This window comes from Pseudomonas sp. R76, assembly GCF_009834565.1.
Taxonomy (GTDB): domain Bacteria; phylum Pseudomonadota; class Gammaproteobacteria; order Pseudomonadales; family Pseudomonadaceae; genus Aquipseudomonas.
In genome coordinates, this window is the sequence record NZ_CP019428.1 from 5,853,036 (window position 1) to 5,873,182 (window position 20,147).

Here is a 20,147-nt window from a genome sequence, read left to right on the forward strand (position 1 = left end):
AAGAGAATTTTTCTGCTAGTGTCGAGCCCATCAAATCAGCTCAATGCTGTGGAACAGGAAAACTCAGATGATGGATGTGCGATCCCCTTTGGCCTCTTTCGGCCTGTGTGCGGTGTTGCTGATGGCCAGCGGCTGCTCCCCCAAAGAAGAGCAGAAGCAGGCGACCCTCGAAGAGAAAACCGCGAAATTCGAGCAATCGCTGGACAGCATTCAAGACCCCAAACTGCGCGATGCCATCGCCGACCTTGGCGGCTCGCTGCTGTTGCTGGAACGGGCGCGAACCAAGCTGGCCACCAAGCCCATCGAAGCCGAATACGGCGAAGACACCCTGGCCCTGCTCAAGCACTACCCCACGCCCCAAGCCTTGGTCGACACCTACATCAACGGCCTGTTCGTGCTGCGCAAAGCCTCGCATTCCGACTACTTGACCGACTTGCAGCCGGTGTTTCCGTTCAACTTCAACACCCCGGACCAATTCCCCTTCCCCCACGGCCTGGAATGGCAGTCGGTGACGTTGAGCAACAACAAAGTCATCCCCTTCCAGCCGGAATGGTCGGAAACCGATCCGGGCATCCAGCTGAGCCCCAGCAGCTCCAACCTGACCAACCCCGATGACCTGACGGTGACGTACCCGTTCATCGAAGGCGTGGAGACCGAGAACAAAAGCCAGCCGCAGCCCGTCAGCCTCAAGGGCGCGGTGGAGGTGGTGGCGCCGGGCAAGGTGTTGACCTTCGACTTGACGAAAAAGGACATGGGCCACAAGCGCACCGAGGGCAATATCACCCTCAACCTGCTGCTGCTTGAGAAAAACTACGCCGAGATCGAGCTGACCAACAGCGCGCCGCTGGCGCCGGAAGTCGGCGACGAATCGCCGAACCCATTGCTGGTGCAAGCGCGCGACAGCACCGGGCAATTTCTTACCCGCTCGGGTTCGATCAACGAAAACGCCGCGCAAGTGGCGTTCTACGAAAAACAATTGGCCGAGATGCAAAAGCAGACGGCCTGGTCGGACGCCTTTGAAAAGCAACTGACAGACGAGCAAAAAGCCTTCGAACACAAGCAGACCAGCCATTACGCCAAGGTGTACTTCAATGGCCTGATCGAAAACCTGCAAGTCAACGTGCTGGATTTTTCCAAGGCCACGCTCACCCGCAAAGACCTCGACCTGCCGGTGCTGCGCTTCGACAAGAACAGCCTGCAGAGCACCGTGCAAGCCTTGCCGATGCCGGTCACGGTGTATGACGACAGCGCGCCGAGCTGGCTCAAGGACGCGTCAATGACCGAGGAGCAGCTGAAAAAAAGCGTCACCATCAGTCAATCGACCGAAGACGCCAGCGCCGCGAAGATCGTGTTTGACCACCCGTTCACGTTCAACGACGACCTGGTCGGCGCCGAGCGCAACAACAGCGATGCGCCGATTACCTTCTTCACGGCGGACGACAAAGGCGAACGCGGCGAGCCCATTGAGCTGCCGACCGAAGCCTTTGAGATGAATGCAGGAAGCGGCACGCTCACCTACGACCTCAACCTGTTTCCGGAAACCCCAGCGTTTGCGGTGGGTTCGGTGCCGCTGTTCCTGGCCACCATCGAGAAAGCCACGATTGATATCGCCAAGCTGCCCAAGGGCCTGTCGCTCAAGGACAACGCGCTGATCGTCGATCAAAAGGAATTTCCCGCCGACAGCTGGCGCTTCTACGCCAAGGACGCCAGCGGTAACTACCTCAAGGAAATCCTCAGCGTCAGCCACCGCGCCGAGGAATACGGCACAGCGCTGTTTGACGTGCATTATTTCTACGGCCAGCCGACCACACTGGAAAGCTACCAGCGCACCGACCTCGACACCGTGCAATACGGCTTTGAGGTCAAGCTGGACAAGCCCGAGAGCAAGTGAACGGATTGTTCCCACGCTCTGCGTGGGAACACATCCCGTGACGCTCCGCGTCACCCCACGCAAGGCTGGAGCCGCACGCAGAGCGTCGAGGGCGGCGTTACCACGCAGAGCGTGGGAACGATCATTCACAAGGCTAGGCGCTCATGTCCGCCATTGAGTTGTCGCAGATGGGCTTGCAGGTGCAGGCACCAGATCTGCGGGTCATCCGCCAGCTCATAGCCGTGCAGCGTCAGGCTTTCGACGATTGATCCCAGAATGGTTTCTGCCACGAAAGGCCCATGGAACGGGCCTTGGGACTTGATGGTGGAAGGCTGTTCACCGGTCATTCCGGCGGCAAACAACAACGTCCACATCCCGTTATCCCCCGCGAGAGGGCGAATGGAGCATTCGATACGGGTGACCAGGCCCAGGCATTGGCGGGTAAGGCAAAGGTTGCGCGGCATGGCGGCGACCCTCGGTAGATCGGTGTTCAACCTCAATTACACGGCGAGGCTGTCTCTATCCTGCGACTCCAGTGGATATCCTTAGAACTCAGAATAGAAGAAAACCAGTACAAACCAAGGTTGTAGGGACCAACGGGCGTTGGTCCCGGAAATGGGAGTCAATTTTGTGACGAAACACAGTCGATTCAATGTGGGAGCTGGCTTGCCTGCGATGACTGACTCATAGCCGACACTGCTGGCTCACCCACCGCTATCGCAGGCAAGCCAGCTCCCACAAGATCAGGTTGGCTTGGCCTCGGCCAACGCCTGCTGCGCCAACTCCTTCTCGGCCTCCTTCAGATCATCCTCGCTGATCATCTCGGCAATCGCGCGCAAACGCTCAACCACGCGCGCATTCACGCTGCCTTCGGGGAATTGCCCTTCTTCGTCCGGCTCACCCGCAGGCTCACCGACCAACAAGCTCAACGCCTCATCCGCCTGACGCACGGCATAGATGTGGAACTGCCCGTCACGCACGGCCTGCAGCACCTTCTCGTCGAGCATCAGCGTGGCGACGTTGGCCTGCGGAATGATCGCGCCTTGCTCACCGGTCAACCCGCGCGCTTCGCAGAGGCGGAAGAAGCCTTCGATCTTCTCGTTGACCCCGCCCACCGCCTGCACTTCACCGAACTGGTTGATCGAGCCGGTGATGGCAAAGCACTGCTTGAGCGGCGTCTTCGACAAGGCCGAAATCAAGGTGCATGCCTCGCCCAGGGATGCACTGTCGCCGTCCACGTACCCGTAGGACTGCTCCAGCGCGATACTCGCCGAAATCGCCAACGGGAATTCCTGGGCGTAGCGGCTACCGAGGTAACCGGTGAGGATCATCACACCCTTGGAGTGGATCGGCTGGCCGAGGTTAACTTCACGCTCGATGTCGACAATGCCGCTGCCGCCCGGGTATACCGTGGCGGAAATCCGTGCCGGCACGCCGAACGCCGAATCCCCCACCTCCAGCACCGTCAGCCCGTTGCACTTGCCGACCGCCGCACCGGCGGTATCAATCAGGATCACCCCGGCGAGCATGTCGTCGAGAATCCGCGCCGATACGCGACCCGTGCGCGTGGCCTTGGCCTTGAGCGCGCGTTCGATATGGCCGGCATCGGTCATCTCATCGCCCGCCAGGTGGCGGATAAAGTCCGCCTCGCTGACCAGTTGAAACAGGTCGCCGATGCGCGCCGACAAACGCCCCTGGTGTTCAGCCAAACGCGCACTGTAAGTCGCCAGCCGCGCGACCGCGTCCGACGTCAGCGGCGCCATGCCTTCTTCCGAGGTGCGGGTTTTGAGCAACTGGGCGAACTGCTCCAGGCTCTCGTCCACCATCGGGATGTCTTCGTCGAAATCCACCAGTACGCGGAACATCTCCTGGAAGTCCGGATCGGCGTCTTGCAACGCGTAGTACAGCTGGCGCGAACCGATGATGATCACCTTGACCTGCAACGGGATCATTTGCGGGTTAAGCGTCACGGTGGCCAAGCGACCCAGCTCGCCCAGCGGCGATTCCATCTTCAGCTTGCGCGACTGCAGGGAACGCTTGAGGGCGTCCCACACAAACGGCTCGCCGAGCATTTTTTCGGCTTCCAGGATCAGGAAACCGCCATTGGCACGGTGCAAAGCGCCCGGGCGCAGTTGGCGGTAGGTGGTGTACAGCGCGCCCTGGTCGGTGCTGTATTCAATACGGCCGAACAGGTTGTCGTAAGTCGGGTGCGGCTCAAACACCACGGGCGCGCCGCCGTTGACCGGATGGCCGACCACCAGGCTCGGGCAGTATTGCTCTTCGAGCAGCTTGCGCGCCTGGGCGTCGGTCTTGGCGTCATCTACCAATTGCTCGACCACGGTTTTGAGCAGGTACACCTGCATGGCTTGCAGGTAACCGCAGACGGCGGCGTTTTCCGCGTACTTTTCCGACAGCGGCGCCAGCAAAGGCTGCAGGGCCAGGGTGATGGTTTCTTCGTTGAATTGGCGCAGTTGGTTGTTCGACTCGCGCTTCCACTGCGGCAGGCTGGCCAATTCTTCGTTGAGGCGTTCTTCCAGCTCGGAAATATCCGTGTGGAAGCGCTCGCGATCAGCTTCCGGCAGTTGCGAAAACTCCGCTTCGTCCAGCGCCTTGCCGTCGAGCATCGGCGTGAACGCGATGTTGGAGCTGTCGCGGTACAGCGCCACGTCTTTTTCCAGGGCCAGGCGTTCGATCACGTCCAAGGCCTTGTCGTAACGCTGGTTGAAGGCACGGTCGATGGCGCTTTTGCGCTGTTGATAAGTCGGGTGTTCGAACACCGCCGGGAAGGTGGCGACGAGGTTATCGACCAAAGCGTTGATATCGGCGATGAACGCCGCCGCGCCGCCGCCCGGTAATTCCAGGGCACGCGGCTCGCGCGGCTCATCAAAGTTATTCACGTAGACCCAGTCCGCCGGGGTCTGCAGGCGTTTGCCTTCGGCCTTCAGGTAGCGTTTTACGAACGAAAAGCGGCCGGTTCCCGGCTCGCCCATGACAAACACGTTGTAACCGGGGCGTGGCATGGCCACACCGAACTGCAAGGCTTCAACCGCACGTTCCTGGCCAAGCACACCGCGAAAGGGCTCCAAATCATTGGTGGTCGAGAAGCTGAACTGTTCAGCGGAGAAAGGGCGAGTCAGCGCTTCGGGCGCTAGACGCAAGCTGGCAGCAACAGGATCAGGCATCGGGCTTCCTTACATCAGGCGGGGCAGATGACGGCATTCTGGCTCCCGGTTACGCGCTCTGGCAAGGCGCGACTTTGGGAAAGCATAGCCAGGGGATGGGTCTTACAAAAAAATCGCGGCGGCTGTTTGCAAAAACACTGTTTGTTTTATAAAAAATCACGGAACCCCTGGAACGTGCCTAAACTCCAAACTGCGCTGGTTGGACTAATAACTGGCCCCTAGGGCGCTATGAAGTGCCTGAACCCTTGTCCATTGGTTTTGCACACAAAGAGAACAAAGCTATGAAACGGATCCTTCTTGGTACTCTCTTCACCGTCGTCTCCCTCAATGCAATGGCTGAAGCACCCGGTGGCCCGAACTGCGGTTGGGGCAACATGTTGTTCGAAGGCCAGCGCGGTACTCCTGCGCACTTCCTCGCTTCCACCACCAACGGTACCTCCGGTAACGCCACCTTCGGCATGACCTCGGGCACCAACGGTTGCAGCACCAACAGCGCCCTGACCTACGGCGGCAAGTCCTGGATTGCCATGAATGGCATGATGAACGAGCTGTCCGAAGACATGGCCAAAGGCAACGGCGAAGCACTGACCACCTACGCGGTGGTACTGGGCGTTGCACCGGAAGATCGCGAGCACTTCGCTGCCGTGACTCACGAGCACTTCCAGCAGATCTTCAGCAAAGCTGACGTGACCGCTGACGACGTGCACAACAACACCCTGGCTGTACTGAAAAGTGATGCCCGCCTGGCGAAATACGCTACCCAGGCTTAAGCTCGACCCGCCCGCGCCTTTCGAGGCGCGGGTTTTATTTTGGACCCGCCTCCCCTTTGGGTCTCACTATTTCCGACTTAAGTTGCCCCTATGCTCAAACGCTTTGCCTGGTTGGCACTCTTCGCCTGCGCCCCGCTGTATGCGGCCCCGCATATTGATGATCAACGTTTGCAGCAATTGGCCAACGATCCGTTCTGGCTGTCTTTGGGCCATTACGAAGCCGGCAAGCTCAAAGGCTGGCGCAGCTATGTCAGCGACAAGAAATTCTTCCTCGCCGCCGATGGCGCACACCATCCGGACCAGGAACTGAAAGCCACCGTAGACGCGCTGTATGCCCCCGCCAGCCTCGGTGAAAAACACGCCCAATGCGTTTACCCCGCACGCACCCGCTGGCTCAAGGATCAGCTGCAGCTGACCGACCTGCCCGCCGTGGACTGCAAAGAATTCAAGCAATGGTTCAAGGACGTCGCGCCCCATAGCGCGGTGATGATCTTCCCGGCGGCCTACCTCAACAGCCCGTCGTCGATGTTCGGCCACACCCTGCTGCGCATCGACCAGGCTGACGTGCAGAGAGACAAGACCGCCCTGCTCAGCTACGCGATCAACTTCGGCGCCTACATTGAAGGCTCCGACAACAGCATTCTCTACGCCTGGAAAGGCCTGATGGGCGGCTACCCCGGCCTGTTCGCGCTGGTGCCGTATCAGGAAAAACTCTCGGAATACCGTAGCCTCGAGAACCGCGACCTGTGGGAATACCGCCTGAATCTCACCCAAGTCGAGACCGAGCGCATGGTCGAGCACGTGTGGGAGCTCAAGCAGATCCAGTTCGACTACTTCTTCTTCGACGAAAACTGCTCCTACCGCCTGCTTGAACTGCTGCAAGTGGCGCGCCCGAGCCTGCGCCTGACCGAGCAATTCCCACTGACAGCCATCCCGACCGACACCGTGAAAGCGGTGAAAGAAGCTGGCCTGGTGGAGAAAATCGACTATCGCCCGTCCCGTGAACGCGAGCTGCTTGAACGCGCCAAGCCGTTGGATGGCGATGAGCAGCAATGGGTGCTGAAAATCAGCGATGACCAGAAGCAATTGCAGGAGCCGGCCTTCAAAGCCCTGCCGCGCGAGCGCCAGGCGCTGATCATCGACGCGGCTTATCGTCTTGGCCGCTACCGCGCCAACGGCCTGGAGCGCGACACCGAGCGCTCGCAACGCAGCTTCGAACTGCTGCGCGCAATTAACCAGAACCCTGCGCCCCACCTGCAGATCGAACGCCCCGGCTTGCCGGAAGACGGCCATGAATCGCGCACCTGGCAAGCCGGCATCGGCACCCGCGGCAGCAAAACCTTCGGCGAGTACGGCCTGCGCATGGCCTACCACGACCTCAACGACAACGCCGAAGGCTTCCCGCTGGGCGCGCAGATTGAAATCCTGCAAATGAAACTGCGCCAGTACGAAGGCAACCACTGGCAACTGCAACAACTGGACCTGGCCACCATCCGCTCCCTGACCCCGCGTAATGCGCTGTTGCAACCGTGGTCATGGCAAGTGACCGGCGGCCTGGAACGCGTGCCGGGCAAACACGACGACGAAACCCTGGTGGCTCACGTCAACGGCGGCGCCGGTGGCACCTGGCAACTCACCGACGACATGCTCGGCTTCGCCCTCGGCACCGTGCGCGTGGAACACAACAACGACTTCAGTGAAGCCATCTCCCCGGCTGCCGGCTTCAACACCGGTGTGCTGTGGAAAAACCCGCTGGGGAATTTGAGCCTGGAAGCCAAGGGCGACTTCTTCACCAATGGCGAAGTGCGGCGCAGTGTCAGCTTGAACCAGCAGTGGGAGTTGTCGCGCAACCTCGGGCTACGCCTGAGCGCCCAGCGCGAGTACAGCCATTTGTCTACGCCGGTGAATGAAGTGATGCTTGAAGTGAAGTGGTATCACTACTGATCAAAACGATACAAAGATGATCATTCCCACGCTCCGCGTGGGAATGCACCCTGTGACGCTCCGCGTCACGACCTTGAAATCGGACGCAGAGCGTCCACGGCGGCATTCCCACGCAGAGCGTGGGAACGATCAGTGCCGGTGTATCAGTCACTGATTTCCAGCAGCCCCACCGCCTTCGCAGGCAAGCCAGCTCCCACACTGGTTTGTGCCTGGCCACATTTGAACTGTGCCCGCCACCGTTCAAATGTGGGAGCCGGGCTTGCCCGCGATAGCGGTCGTCCAGGCAATGATGTATTGACTGACCCACCGCCTTCGCGAGCAAGCCCGCTCCCACATTTTTGCCTCGCGTATAGTCAGATGCATCCCATTGCCCGCCCAATCAGGAGCTCCATCAACATGGCTGTTAACTGCACCACGCTCGAAGAAGTCCGCGACAACATCGACCGCCTCGACCAACAAATCGTCACCCTGCTGGCAGAACGCGGCCGCTTTGTCTCCCAAGCAGCGCGCTTCAAAAAAGACACCGATGGCGTCAAGGCGCCACAACGGGTTGAACAGGTGATCGCCAAGGTGCGGGGTTTATCCGAGGCGGTGGGTGCCAACCCTGAAGTGACTGAGCAGGTGTATCGCGCGATGATTGCGGCGTTTATTGAGCAGGAATTGGCAGAGCATGCTGCGCTGGCGAGCTTAGCCACGGATTAGATCGTTCCCACGCTCCGCGTGGGCACGCATCCTGTGACGCTCCGCGTCACGACCTTAAAGCGGACGCAGAGCGTCCTTGGCTGCATTCCCACGCAGAGCGTGGGAACGAGCATCGTTGATGGCCCTTTAACCCAACACCTTTCTCACCTCGCTTTCACGCCTCCCCGACAATTCCCTGACTAGACTCCTTTCATCAGCCGTGAAACGGCCAGGGAGTACGCCATGTGGCGGTCTGCGGTAATGCTGTGCGCGGTAGTGTGGTTGGCGGGTTGCCAATCAACCCATCAGGAGTTACTGGCCAAAGGTTATCCACCGGCCTTTGCCGATGGCTTTGATGACGGTTGCAGCAGCGGTCGTCAGGCTGCTGGAGTGATCAGCGGGGAGTTTCGCAAGAACGTGCCGCGCTATCTGAAGGATCGCGAGTACGCCGAAGGCTGGGAAGATGGCTTTCGCCAGTGCAAGGCGATGCGCGAGAACGAAGAGTTGCGCGACTACAAGGACAACCACTGGGACGAGCGTGAGCGGGCTTGGCAACAGGAGAAGGACCGCGACGCCGCCAGGGCTTATCGCTCGCAATAGGTCTCTGATCGTTCCCACGGTCCCCGGGGGAACGATCGCGCGGCGACCATGGCCCAAACTCCATTGAAGGAGAATGTCATGAGCCGAGCTTTTGTTAACGAAGACAACGCCGCCGCCCAGGCCGATCAACCGGTGGAGCGTCAGGTCAGTGAGCAACCCAATCACCTGACTGCGCAAGGGTTGGCGCAATTGCAGGCCAAGGTCGCGCAGTTGCAGCACGAATACAGCGTCGAGTCCGCCAAGGACGACAAGCAGCGTCAGGCGGATCTTGAGCGGGATTTGCGCTACTTCAACCAGCGGGTGCAAAGCGCCCAAGTGGTGGCGCCAGCGACCTCAACCGAAAAAGTGCAGATCGGCAGCTGGGTGACTTTTGCCAACGAACAGGACGAACAGCAGCGCATTCAATTGGTCGGTGAAGACCAGGCCGACGCCAGCGCCAACCTGATCAACTGGGGTTCGCCGCTGGGCCGTGCATTGCTGGGCGCCGAGGTCGGCGACGAGGTGCTGTGGAAGCGCCCCGTCGGCGATCAGTTGATCGAAGTGCTGCGCGTGGAGCCCGAGGCTTAGACGATGCCCTGGGCCAGCATCGCGTCGGCGACTTTCACAAAGCCCGCGATGTTCGCGCCCTTCACGTAATTGACCCGGCCATTTTCTTCGCCGTAGTGTACGCACGCGTGGTGGATCGACTGCATGATTGCGTGCAATTTGCTGTCGACTTCGCCTGCTGTCCACAGCAGGCGCATGGCGTTCTGCGACATCTCCAGGCCACTTACGGCCACGCCGCCCGCATTGGAGGCTTTGCCCGGCGCGAACAGAATGCCCGCCTCGATGAAGATATCCACAGCCTCCAACGTGGTCGGCATGTTGGCGCCTTCGGCGACGCACATACAGCCGTTGCGCAACAGCGTGCGGGCGGCCTCGCTGTCGAGTTCGTTCTGGGTCGCACAGGGCAGGGCGATGTCGCAGGCCAGCTCCCAGGGCATTTTACCGGCGCGAAATTCCAGCCCGTAACGGGAAGCCAATTCACTGATGCGCCCGCGCTGTACGTTTTTCAGCTCCAGCAGCGCCGACCATTGCTCCTCGGTCAAACCGCTTTCGGCGTACAGGGTGCCTTCGGAGTCGGACAGGGAAATCACTTTGCCGCCCAGGTCCATGACTTTGCGCGCCGCGTATTGCGCGACGTTACCGGAGCCGGAGACCGCCACGCGCTTGCCTTCAACTCGCTGGCCGTTGCGCTTGAGCATTTCTTCGGCGAAATACACACAGCCGAAACCCGTGGCCTCGGGGCGGATCAGGCTGCCGCCGTAGGTCATGCCTTTGCCGGTCAGCACCGAGGTGAACTGGTTGCTGAGGCGCTTGTACTGGCCAAACAGGAAGCCGATTTCACGCGCGCCCACGCCGATATCGCCGGCCGGCACGTCCACGTCGGCGCCGATGTGGCGGTACAGCTCACTCATGAACGCCTGGCAGAAACGCATCACTTCGGCGTCGCTCTTGCCCTTGGGGTCGAAGTCCGAGCCGCCTTTGCCGCCGCCCATGGGCAGCGAGGTGAGGGAGTTCTTGAAGGTCTGTTCGAAGGCGAGGAATTTCAGCACGCCCAGGTTCACCGACGGGTGAAAGCGCAGGCCGCCTTTGTAGGGGCCGATGGCGCTGTTCATCTGGATACGGAAGCCACGATTGACCTGGACCTTGCCGTGATCATCCACCCACGACACCCGAAAGGTAATCGCGCGTTCCGGCTCGCAGATGCGCTCCAGAATGCCCGAGCTCAGGTAGTGCGGGTTGGCTTCAAGAAACGGCCACAGGCTGCGCAGGACTTCTTCTACGGCCTGGTGGAATTCCGGCTGGTCGGGGTCGCGTTTCTTGAGGCGGGAAAGGAAGGATTCGACAGATTCGATCATGGAAACGTCTCGGCAAATTGATTGTTTTTAAGGGAGATTGAGCCGGACCTTAGCAATTCATGTTGCACCTGAAAAGCGCAAAATGTCGCCTTTGTGAATTTAAATGGTGCATTGGATATAAATAACTGTGCTTATTTGCACCAGAAAAGGGATTTCAACTGAGGGAATGCACCAGCAGTTAAAACGCTATCGCAGGCAAGCCAGCTCCCATATTTGACATGTGTTCACAAATCAACAGGTGGGAGCTGGCTTGCCTGCGATGAATTCACCTCGGTCCACCTGAATCACACGCAAAAAAAAACGGAGCCCGAAGGCTCCGCTCTTTCCAACCAACCCAAATCAGGCCAGTTTTTTGTGCCGTACACGATGCGGCTGGGCTGCTGCTTCGCCCAAGCGCTTTTTACGGTCCGCTTCGTACTCGGTGTAGTTACCTTCGAAGAACACCGCTTGCGAGTCGTCTTCGTACGCCAGGATGTGGGTCGCGACGCGGTCAAGGAACCACCGATCGTGAGAGATCACAATGGCGGCGCCCGGGAAGTCCAGCAGGGCTTCTTCCAGGGAACGCAGGGTTTCAACGTCGAGGTCGTTGGACGGTTCGTCGAGCAGCAACACGTTGCCGCCTTCTTTCAAGGTCAGGGCCAGGTGCAAGCGACCGCGCTCACCACCGGACAGGTCCTTGACGAACTTCTGCTGATCGCCGCCTTTGAAGTTGAAACGGCCGACGTAGGTACGCGACGGGATTTCATAGTTACCGATGCGAATCTGATCGGAACCGTCGGAGATTTGCTGGAACACAGTCTTGCTGCCGTCCAGGTCTTCGCGGCTCTGATCAACGCAAGCAAGCTGCACGGTTTCGCCGACTTCGATGGTGCCCGAATCCGGGGTTTCCTTGCCCATCAGCATGCGGAACAGGGTGGATTTACCCGCACCGTTACCGCCGATAACGCCGACGATCGCGCCTTTTGGCATCGAGAACGACAGGTTGTCGATCAACACGCGATCGCCATAGCCTTTGGTGACGTTCTTGAACTCGATGACCTTGTCACCCAGGCGTGGGCCGGCCGGGATGTAGATCTCGTTGGTTTCGCTGCGCTTCTGGAATTCCTGCGACTGCATTTCTTCGAAGCGTTGCAGACGTGCCTTGGATTTGGACTGGCGGGCCTTGGCGCCTTTGCGCACCCACTCCAGTTCTTCCTTCATGGCTTTTTCGTGGGCCGATTGCTGCTTGGATTCAGCGGCCAGACGGTCGGACTTGGCTTCCAGCCAACCGGAGTAGTTGCCCTCGTAAGGGATACCGGCGCCACGGTCGAGCTCGAGGATCCAGCCGGCAACGTTGTCCAGGAAGTACCGGTCGTGCGTGATCGCAACCACGGTGCCCGGGAAATCGTGAAGGAAGTGTTCCAGCCAGGCGACGGAATCGGCGTCCAAGTGGTTGGTTGGTTCGTCGAGCAGCAGCATGTCGGGGGCCGACAGCAGCAGGCGGCACAGGGCCACCCGACGTTTTTCACCACCGGAGAGGAATTCGACCTTGGCGTCCCACGCCGGCAGGCGCAGCGCATCGGCGGCGACTTCCAGTTGGCGCTCCAGGTTGTGACCGTCGCCGGCCTGCAAGATGGCTTCGAGCTTGGCCTGTTCGGCGGCCAGCTTGTCGAAGTCGGCATCCGGTTCGGCGTAGGCAGCGTAGACCTCGTCCAGGCGCGCCTGGGCGTCCTTGATGACGCTGACAGCCTCTTCGACCACTTCACGCACGGTCTTGGTCGGGTCCAGGATCGGCTCTTGCGGCAGGTAGCCGATGTTCAGTTCCGGCATCGGGCGGGCTTCGCCTTCGAACTCGGTGTCGACGCCAGCCATGATTTTCAGCAGCGTGGACTTACCCGAACCGTTGAGGCCGAGCACGCCGATCTTGGCGCCGGGGAAGAAGGACAGCGAAATGTTTTTCAGGATTTCCCGCTTCGGCGGAACAACTTTTCCCAGCCGATGCATGGTGAAGACGTATTGAGCCATGGTGAACCTAGCGTCAGTGACTGATGAATTAAGCGGGCGAAGCCCGTGCAGGCCATGCGCCGCGCGGGCCGTTGACGGTGGTCAATGCCTTCGTGCGCAAAAAGCCTGAATGTCTGGGGCTGGAACGCCCCCGCGTAACCGGCAAAGCTACCTGAATGCGCTTGGTCAGTCCAGCCAGGCGGGGCTGGCACTTTGCCACAAGTCAAGGCATGCTAGCCGCCCTCCGGGCGTCCGGCTTATAGTGCACGTCGCGCGCCAGTCCAGCCAAACCGCAGGATCACAGCTTGTCCAAAGTCACGCCGCCCACTCCCCTGCGCGCCGCTCATATTGCGCCGGGAGCGCCCCTGCACGGCACCCTCAAAGGCGCATTGGCGACGCTTGTCCTGATGTTGCTCGCGTTATTGTTCTGGCAGTTGCTGGACCAACTGCAGCAAAACCAGAAAAACCAGCAGCAATACACCATCGACTACAGCGCTGACCTGGCTGAACAGATCAGCCTGAACATGGCCCTGAGCGCAAAAATCGCCCTGAATTTGCTGCCGATGGTCGAGCCACCGCGCAACGACGAACAGCAACAGGCCTTGATGCGCACCTTGCAGCGCTCGCTGCCGGAGCTGCGCAGTGTCGCCCTGCTCGCCCCCAGCGGCGCGATGATCAGTGACAGCGCCAAAGACAGCCAGGACAGCGCCTGGCTGGAAGAACTGGTGCAACGCAGCCATTCGCAACCTTATTACCTGAGCAACAACCCCGACGGCACCCTCATCTATTTGTTGCTGCACCAACCCAGCGGCGGCTCGCGGATGTACTGGGCGCTGCGCCTGGCGCCCAACTACCTGAGCAACCTGACCCGCCAGGACGGCCAGGGCCAGCGCCCGATGTGGGCCATCGAGAACCGCCTGAACCACCGCGTGGTCAGCCGTGACAGCGGCATGCCGGCACAGTGGGCCTCTGCGCTCACCCCAGACGAATTGAATAAAAGCGTGTTGGTCACGCCCCTGAGCAAAAGCGACTGGCAGTTGCGCGGGCTGTTTGACCGCAGCGCCGTGCTGGAGCAGTTGCTGCCGGCGTTTATCGGCAAATGCCTGTTGGGCCTGGCCTTCTCGCTGATCCCGGTGATCGTGCTGCTGAACATGCGCCGTCGCCAGCGCCAGGTGCATGAAGGCCGGCGGCGCTATCAGGACATTTTCGAAGGCACCGGCGTGGCGCTTTGCGTGCTTGACCTGTCGGGCCTGAAGGCGTTCTTCGACAAAGCCCACATGCAAACCCGCGAGCACTTGCAGGCCTGGCTGCACAACAACGCCCAAGAACGCCAGCAACTGCTCAAGGAATTGCGCGTCACCGAGGTCAACCAGGTGGCTGTGCGCCTGTTGAACGTCAGTTCTTGCGAGCAGGCCTGGGAGCGCCTGATCGATGACTGCCCGCGCAACGCCACGGCCATCGGCTACCAGGTATTGGAAGCGGTATTGACCCAGCAAAAACAGCTGGAACTGGAAATCCAGCTCAGCGACGTCGCCGGCAATGATCAATACCTGTGGCTGGTGATGCGCCTGCCCGAGCAGCACGATGACTTCAAGGCCGTGATCCTGAGCATCAGCGATATCACCAGCCGCAAGCTGATCGAACTGTCGCTGGTGGAGCGTGAGAGTTTCTGGTCGGACGTGGTGCGCACCGTGCCGGATCACCTGTATGTGCAGGACGTGATCAGCCAGCGGATGATTTTCAGCAACCACCATTTGGGCCACACCCTCGGCTACAACCGCGCCGAACTGCAGCAAATGGGCGAATACTTCTGGGAAATCCTGCTGCACCCCGAAGATGCCGAGTATTACCACGACTTGCGCCAGCAACAGCGCGAGGTCGGCTACACCACCCAGCTGCAATGCCAGCTGCGCTTTCGCCATCGCAATAACCAATGGCGGCGCTTCGATATCCGCGAGCAGGCCCTGGCCCGCGACAAGACGGCCGTGGTCACGCGAATCATCGGCGTGGCCAAGGACATCACCGACCAGATCGAAGCAAGCGAATCCCTGCGTGACAGCGAGCAACGCTACCGCATGCTGGCCGAAAGCATCAGCGACGTGATCTGCTCCACCGACAGCCAGCTTGCGCTTAATTACATCAGCCCGTCGGTCAACGCCGTGTTGGGTTACGACGTGGATTGGGTGTTCAAGAACGGCTGGCAGTCGATCATCGCCAACCCGCAACAACTGACCGGCATCTATAGCCTGGTGGAGCAAGTCAGCCGCTCGCTGGGCGACGCGACGGCGCTGAACACGCTGCGCGATGAAGTGCAGACGCAGTTGTTCCTGTTCGACTGCCTGCGTGCCGATGGCCGCAAAGTGCCGATCGAGTTGCGCCTGGTGCTGGTGTGGGATGAGCACGGCGCATTTGAGGGCATCCTGGGTGTAGGCCGCGATATCAGCCAGCAACGTCGCGCCGAGAAAGACCTGCGCATGGCGGCCACCGTATTCGAACACTCTACTTCAGCGATCCTGATCACTGACCCGGCGGGTTACATCGTGCAGGCCAACGAGGCGTTCAGCCGAGTCAGCGGCTATGCCGTGGCGGATGTGCTCGACCAGTTGCCGAACATGCTCACTGTCGACGAACAGCAGGAAGCCCACCTGCGTTATGTGCTCAAGCAACTGCACCAGCACAGCACTTGGGAAGGCGAAGTGTGGCTGAAACGGCGCAATGGCGAGCATTACCCGGCCTGGGTCGGCATTACCGCCGTGTTCGACGATGAAGGCGACCTGGCCAGCTACGTGTGTTTTTTCAGTGACATCAGTGAGCGCAAGGCCAGCGAACAGCGCATCCACCGCCTGGCGTATTACGACGCCCTGACCCACCTGCCCAACCGCACGCTGTTCCAGGACCGCCTGCACACCGCCTTGCAGGCGGCGGAACGGCAGAAGTCGTGGGTGGTGCTGATGTTCCTCGACCTCGACCGTTTCAAGCCGATCAACGACTCCCTCGGCCACGCCGCCGGCGACCGCATGCTCAAGGAAATGGCCACGCGCCTGCTGGGCTGCGTGGCCGAAGACGACACCGTGGCGCGCATGGGCGGCGACGAGTTCACCTTGCTCCTGCAACCGCGCGTCAGCCGTGAGATGGCGCTGAATCGCGCGATCACCGTGGCCGAGCAGATTCTGGCCAGCCTGGTGAAGCCGTTTGTGCTTGAGGGCCGCGAGTTCTTCGTGACCGCCAGTATCGGCATCGCCCTGAGCCCGCAGGACGGCAACGAGCTGAGCCAACTGATGAAAAACGCCGACACCGCGATGTACCACGCCAAGGAACGCGGCAAGAACAACTTCCAGTTCTATCAGGCGGACATGAACGCCAGTGCGCTTGAACGCCTGGAGCTGGAAAGCGACTTGCGCCACGCGCTGGAGCAGAACGAATTCGTGCTGTATTACCAGCCGCAGTTCAGCGGCGATGGCAAACGTTTGACCGGCGCCGAAGCCTTGCTGCGCTGGCGCCACCCGCGCCGTGGGCTGGTGCCACCGGGGGATTTCATTCCGGTGCTGGAAGAGTTGGGGCTGGTGGTGGACGTCGGCGATTGGGTACTCAGCGAAGCCTGCCGCCAACTCAAGACCTGGCACCAGAACAAGGTGCGCGTGCCGAAAGTCTCGGTGAACATCTCGGCGCGGCAGTTCTCGGACGGCCAGTTGGGCGAGCGTATCGCCACCATCCTGAGGGACACGGGCCTGCCGCCCGCGTGCCTGGAGTTGGAGTTGACCGAAAGTATCCTGATGCGCGAGGTCAACGAAGCCCTGCAAATTCTCGCCAGCCTGAAAAACCTCGGCCTGAGCATTGCGGTGGACGACTTCGGCACGGGCTATTCGTCGCTGAACTACCTCAAGCAGTTCCCTATCGACGTGCTGAAGATCGACCGCACGTTTGTCGACGGCCTGCCGTCCGGCGAGCAGGACGCGCAAATCGCCCGCGCCATTATCGCCATGGCCCACAGCCTCAACCTGGCGGTGATCGCCGAAGGCGTGGAAACCCATGAGCAGCTGGACTTCCTGCGCGAGCATCGGTGCGATGAGGTGCAGGGTTATCTGTTCGGGCGGCCGATGCCGGCGAATCGGTTTGAGGCGCAGTTCAGCAATGATGCGCTGTTCATGTTCGACTGAAGCCCTGTGGTGGGGCTGATGGCCTCATCGCAGGCAAGCCAGCTCCCACAGTTGAACTGTGAACGCCTTAAAGTGTGGGAGCTGGCTTGCCTGCGATAGGGCCAGTACAGGCACCGCCCATCCCTGGATGAGCCCCACTTGTCCGCGACATGATGTCCTTTCATATGCCATCTAAAACCCATTGGGTTAGAATGCCCTCCTTTTCTGCCCCCGATCCTTGAGGACCGCCATGTTCAGCCGTGATTTGACTATTGCCAAGTACGACGCCGATCTCTTTGCCGCCATGGAGCAAGAAGCCGTGCGCCAGGAAGAGCACATTGAGCTGATCGCTTCGGAAAACTACACCAGCCCTGCGGTCATGGAGGCTCAAGGTTCGGTTCTGACCAACAAGTACGCCGAAGGCTACCCAGGCAAGCGCTACTACGGCGGTTGCGAGTACGTCGACGTGGTTGAGCAACTGGCCATCGACCGTGCCAAGGAACTGTTCGGCGCCGATTACGCCAACGTCCAGCCGCACGCCGGTTCCCAAGCCAACAGCGCCGTGTACCTGGCCCTGCTGCAAGGCGGCGACACCATCCTGGGCATGAGCCTGGCCCACGGCGGTCACCTGACCCACGGCGCCAGCGTTTCCTCCTCCGGCAAGCTGTACAACGCCGTTCAATACGGTATCGATGCCAACGGCCTGATCGACTACGACGAAGTCGAGCGCCTGGCTGTTGAGCACAAGCCAAAAATGATCGTGGCCGGTTTCTCTGCCTACTCGCAGATCCTGGACTTCCCACGCTTCCGCGCTATCGCTGACAAAGTTGGCGCCTATCTCTTTGTTGATATGGCTCACGTTGCGGGGCTGGTCGCTGCTGGCGTTTACCCGAACCCGGTGCCTTACGCTGACGTGGTGACCACCACCACCCACAAAACCCTGCGCGGTCCACGTGGCGGCCTGATCCTGGCGCGCGCCAACGCCGAGATCGAGAAGAAGCTGAACTCCGCTGTGTTCCCAGGCGCCCAGGGTGGCCCGCTGGAGCACGTGATCGCCGCCAAAGCGATCTGCTTCAAAGAAGCCCTGCAGCCTGAGTTCAAGACTTACCAGCAACAAGTGGTGAAAAACGCCCAGACCATGGCCAGCGTGTTTATCGAGCGCGGCTTTGACGTGGTGTCCGGCGGTACTGAAAACCACCTGTTCCTGCTGTCGCTGATCAAGCAGGACATTTCCGGTAAAGATGCTGACGCTGCCCTGGGCAAAGCCTTCATCACCGTGAACAAAAACTCCGTGCCGAACGACCCACGTTCGCCGTTCGTCACCTCCGGCCTGCGCTTCGGCACCCCGGCTGTGACCACTCGCGGCTTCAAGGAAGCAGAGTGCAAAGAGCTGGCCGGCTGGATCTGCGACATCCTGGCAGACCTGAACAACGAAGCCGTGATCGACGCGGTGCGTGAGAAGGTCAAGGCCATCTGCAAAAAGCTGCCGGTATACGGCGCTTGATTGCAGTTGCTTGAATAAAAAGCCCGGCTCAAGAGCCGGGCTTTTTTATGGCCAAATTTCAACTCGATCGTTCCCACGCTCCGCGTGGGAACGCAGCCCAGGACGCTCCGCGTCCCAAAGCGTGACGCAGAGCGTCACAAGAGGCGTTCCCACGCGGAGCGTGGGAACGATCAACAGCAATCGCAGGCAAGCCAGCTCCCACAGTGGATTGTATTTCAAGTCAGGGTTGGTAAACCTTGGCAAAACCGTCGCGAATTTTCTGCTCCGGCAACTCATCGGCAATAAACACAATCACGCTTTCGCGCGCCTCGCCCTCGGCCCATTCGGTGTCCCAATCGAAGCCGTAGAGCTTGAGCACACCCTGAAACACCATCCGCCGGTCTTCCCCGGCAATGTTCAGCACGCCCTTGTAGCGCAGCAGTTGCTTGCCGTGGTCTTCCAGCAGCTCGTTCATAAACTCGCTGAGGCGGTCGATATCCAGCGGCTGGTCGGTGCGCAGCACCAGGCTGGAAATGCGGTCGATGGACGGCGCGGCGCTGACCGGGCGCAGGTTCATGCCGGCGTTGAGGTTGAAACCGCGCACATCGAGCAACTCCGCCAGGTCGATGGTGCCGTGGTCGACCACACGAATCGGCGCGCGGCGGTTGATGCGGGTCAGGCGCTGGCTGAGGGCGTCGAACGTCGCTTCGTCGACCAGGTCGCGCTTGCTCACCAGCAGGCGGTCGGCAAAACCGATCTGCGCCTGGGCGATGGTCTGGGTCAGGTGGTGTTCGGCGTGGGCCGCGTCGACCAAGGTGATGATGCCATCGAGGATGTAGCGCTCGCGCAGTTCTTCATCAATGAAAAAGGTCTGGGCCACGGGCGCAGGATCCGCCAGGCCGGTGCACTCGATCACCAGGCGGTCGAAGGCTATCTCGCCGCTGTCCAGGCGCTCAAGCAGCAGGTACAGGGCTTTGGTCAGGTCGGTGTGGATGGTGCAGCACACGCAACCGTTGGACAGGGTCATGACTTGCACGGGTTCTGCGCCCAGCAGCTGGGTGTCGATGCCGGCGTCACTGAATTCGTTTTCGATCACGGCGATTTTCAGGCCGTGCTCGGCTTTGAGCAGATGGCGCAGCAAGGTGGTTTTGCCGGCGCCGAGGAAGCCGCTGAGGATGGTGACGGGGATGGGAGAGGACAAAGACAATTCTCCTGAAAACTGACGGAACACAAAACAAATGTGGGAGCAGACCTATGTGGGAGCTGGCTTGCCTGCGATGCAGACAACTCGGTCTTTCTAGCAGACCAAGTTGATGCTATCGCAGGCAAGCCAGCTCCCACACAAGCCCGCTCCCACATGGGATCACCGCTAGCCCAACTTATCGGGCTAGCAGCATTTAGGCCCACCCTTGCCACCGTAACGGGCTTCCTGGCGTTCCCGGAAGAACGCCTTGTAGTCCATCATCGGTTTGTCCGGGTGTTTGGTTTGCATATGCTCGACGTACGTATCGTAGTCGGGCATGCCGACCATCAGGCGCGCGGCCTGACCGAGGTATTTACCGAGGCGACTGATGTCATTGAACATGCTTGCAATCCT

General features: G+C 60.3%; 14 protein-coding genes. 8 read left to right on the forward strand and 6 right to left on the reverse strand.

Features of this window, described 5'->3' with window-relative positions; translation table 11 throughout:
- Positions 1 to 67: 67 nt before the first annotated feature.
- The gene (locus PspR76_RS26465) at positions 68 to 1,891 is read left to right on the forward strand and encodes a hypothetical protein (RefSeq protein ID WP_159960000.1); all 1,824 of its coding nucleotides are present in this window, start codon (positions 68 to 70) and stop codon (positions 1,889 to 1,891) included.
- 125 nt (positions 1,892 to 2,016) lie between these two features.
- Here PspR76_RS26465 and PspR76_RS26470 read toward each other — a convergent pair whose 3' ends face one another.
- Positions 2,017 to 2,334 (reverse strand): PA4575 family protein, encoded by a 318-nt coding sequence (locus PspR76_RS26470; RefSeq protein ID WP_159960002.1) that lies wholly within the window; start codon positions 2,332 to 2,334, stop codon positions 2,017 to 2,019.
- Positions 2,335 to 2,613: 279 nt separating this feature from the next.
- Complete coding sequence (locus tag PspR76_RS26475) at positions 2,614 to 5,052, reverse strand: Lon protease family protein (RefSeq protein ID WP_159960004.1); 2,439 nt, start codon at positions 5,050 to 5,052, stop codon at positions 2,614 to 2,616.
- 281 nt (positions 5,053 to 5,333) lie between these two features.
- On the opposite strand from PspR76_RS26475, the gene PspR76_RS26480 reads away from it, so the two are divergent.
- The 5 genes from PspR76_RS26480 to PspR76_RS26500 all read left to right on the forward strand — a co-directional run bounded on the left by PspR76_RS26480 (position 5,334) and on the right by PspR76_RS26500 (position 9,614).
- Positions 5,334 to 5,822 (forward strand): DUF3015 domain-containing protein, encoded by a 489-nt coding sequence (locus PspR76_RS26480; protein WP_016973832.1) that lies wholly within the window; start codon positions 5,334 to 5,336, stop codon positions 5,820 to 5,822.
- Between the two features lie 90 nt (positions 5,823 to 5,912).
- Positions 5,913 to 7,766 carry an Lnb N-terminal periplasmic domain-containing protein gene (locus PspR76_RS26485; RefSeq protein ID WP_159960006.1) on the forward strand — a complete coding sequence of 618 codons (1,854 nt, stop codon included), beginning with the start codon at positions 5,913 to 5,915 and terminating at the stop codon, positions 7,764 to 7,766.
- Positions 7,767 to 8,162: 396 nt separating this feature from the next.
- A complete protein-coding gene (locus tag PspR76_RS26490) occupies positions 8,163 to 8,468 on the forward strand; it encodes a chorismate mutase (RefSeq protein ID WP_159960008.1) in 306 nt (101 codons plus the stop codon).
- Between the two features lie 222 nt (positions 8,469 to 8,690).
- Complete coding sequence (locus tag PspR76_RS26495; protein ID WP_159960010.1) at positions 8,691 to 9,047, forward strand: hypothetical protein; 357 nt, start codon at positions 8,691 to 8,693, stop codon at positions 9,045 to 9,047.
- A gap of 78 nt (positions 9,048 to 9,125) precedes the next feature.
- Entirely contained in the window at positions 9,126 to 9,614 is a 489-nt protein-coding gene (locus tag PspR76_RS26500) for a GreA/GreB family elongation factor (protein ID WP_159960012.1), read from the forward strand.
- Here PspR76_RS26500 and gdhA read toward each other — a convergent pair.
- Together gdhA and ettA are read right to left on the reverse strand one after the other, a co-directional pair.
- Positions 9,611 to 10,948, reverse strand: coding sequence for an NADP-specific glutamate dehydrogenase (gene gdhA, locus PspR76_RS26505; protein WP_159960014.1), 1,338 nt, complete (start codon positions 10,946 to 10,948; stop codon positions 9,611 to 9,613). The two genes, PspR76_RS26500 and gdhA, sit on opposite strands and share 4 nt — an antisense overlap.
- Before the next feature lie 339 nt (positions 10,949 to 11,287).
- Complete coding sequence (gene ettA / locus PspR76_RS26510) at positions 11,288 to 12,952, reverse strand: energy-dependent translational throttle protein EttA (protein ID WP_053137900.1); 1,665 nt, start codon at positions 12,950 to 12,952, stop codon at positions 11,288 to 11,290.
- A gap of 284 nt (positions 12,953 to 13,236) precedes the next feature.
- Between ettA and PspR76_RS26515 the strand changes: the two genes are divergently transcribed.
- Both PspR76_RS26515 and glyA read left to right on the forward strand, forming a co-directional pair.
- Positions 13,237 to 17,088, forward strand: a complete 3,852-nt coding sequence (locus tag PspR76_RS26515) for a sensor domain-containing protein (RefSeq protein WP_159960016.1) — start codon at positions 13,237 to 13,239, stop codon at positions 17,086 to 17,088.
- A gap of 229 nt (positions 17,089 to 17,317) precedes the next feature.
- Entirely contained in the window at positions 17,318 to 18,571 is a 1,254-nt protein-coding gene (glyA, locus tag PspR76_RS26520; protein ID WP_015885982.1) for a serine hydroxymethyltransferase, read from the forward strand.
- Positions 18,572 to 18,791: 220 nt separating this feature from the next.
- Here glyA and yjiA read toward each other — a convergent pair whose 3' ends face one another.
- A complete protein-coding gene (gene yjiA / locus PspR76_RS26525) occupies positions 18,792 to 19,751 on the reverse strand; it encodes a GTPase (RefSeq protein WP_159960018.1) in 960 nt (319 codons plus the stop codon).
- A 186-nt stretch (positions 19,752 to 19,937) separates the two neighbouring features.
- On the reverse strand, positions 19,938 to 20,135 hold the full coding sequence (locus tag PspR76_RS26530) for a YbdD/YjiX family protein (protein WP_003176208.1): 198 nt from the start codon (positions 20,133 to 20,135) through the stop codon (positions 19,938 to 19,940).
- Between the last annotated feature and the right edge of the window lie 12 nt (positions 20,136 to 20,147).

Excerpts from the sequence above, each read along its gene's own strand:
- gdhA (WP_159960014.1), bottom strand. The coding sequence starts at position 10,948 with ATGATCGAATCTGTCGAATCCTTCCTTTCCCGCCTCAAGAAACGCGAC.
- PspR76_RS26470 (WP_159960002.1), bottom strand. The coding sequence starts at position 2,334 with ATGCCGCGCAACCTTTGCCTTACCCGCCAATGCCTGGGCCTGGTCACC.
- PspR76_RS26465 (WP_159960000.1), top strand. The coding sequence starts at position 68 with ATGATGGATGTGCGATCCCCTTTGGCCTCTTTCGGCCTGTGTGCGGTG.
- PspR76_RS26495 (WP_159960010.1), top strand. The coding sequence starts at position 8,691 with ATGTGGCGGTCTGCGGTAATGCTGTGCGCGGTAGTGTGGTTGGCGGGT.
- PspR76_RS26490 (WP_159960008.1), top strand. The coding sequence starts at position 8,163 with ATGGCTGTTAACTGCACCACGCTCGAAGAAGTCCGCGACAACATCGAC.
- glyA (WP_015885982.1), top strand. The coding sequence starts at position 17,318 with ATGTTCAGCCGTGATTTGACTATTGCCAAGTACGACGCCGATCTCTTT.
- PspR76_RS26530 (WP_003176208.1), bottom strand. The coding sequence starts at position 20,135 with ATGTTCAATGACATCAGTCGCCTCGGTAAATACCTCGGTCAGGCCGCG.
- PspR76_RS26500 (WP_159960012.1), top strand. The coding sequence starts at position 9,126 with ATGAGCCGAGCTTTTGTTAACGAAGACAACGCCGCCGCCCAGGCCGAT.
- PspR76_RS26485 (WP_159960006.1), top strand. The coding sequence starts at position 5,913 with ATGCTCAAACGCTTTGCCTGGTTGGCACTCTTCGCCTGCGCCCCGCTG.
- PspR76_RS26480 (WP_016973832.1), top strand. The coding sequence starts at position 5,334 with ATGAAACGGATCCTTCTTGGTACTCTCTTCACCGTCGTCTCCCTCAAT.
- PspR76_RS26475 (WP_159960004.1), bottom strand. The coding sequence starts at position 5,052 with ATGCCTGATCCTGTTGCTGCCAGCTTGCGTCTAGCGCCCGAAGCGCTG.
- ettA (WP_053137900.1), bottom strand. The coding sequence starts at position 12,952 with ATGGCTCAATACGTCTTCACCATGCATCGGCTGGGAAAAGTTGTTCCG.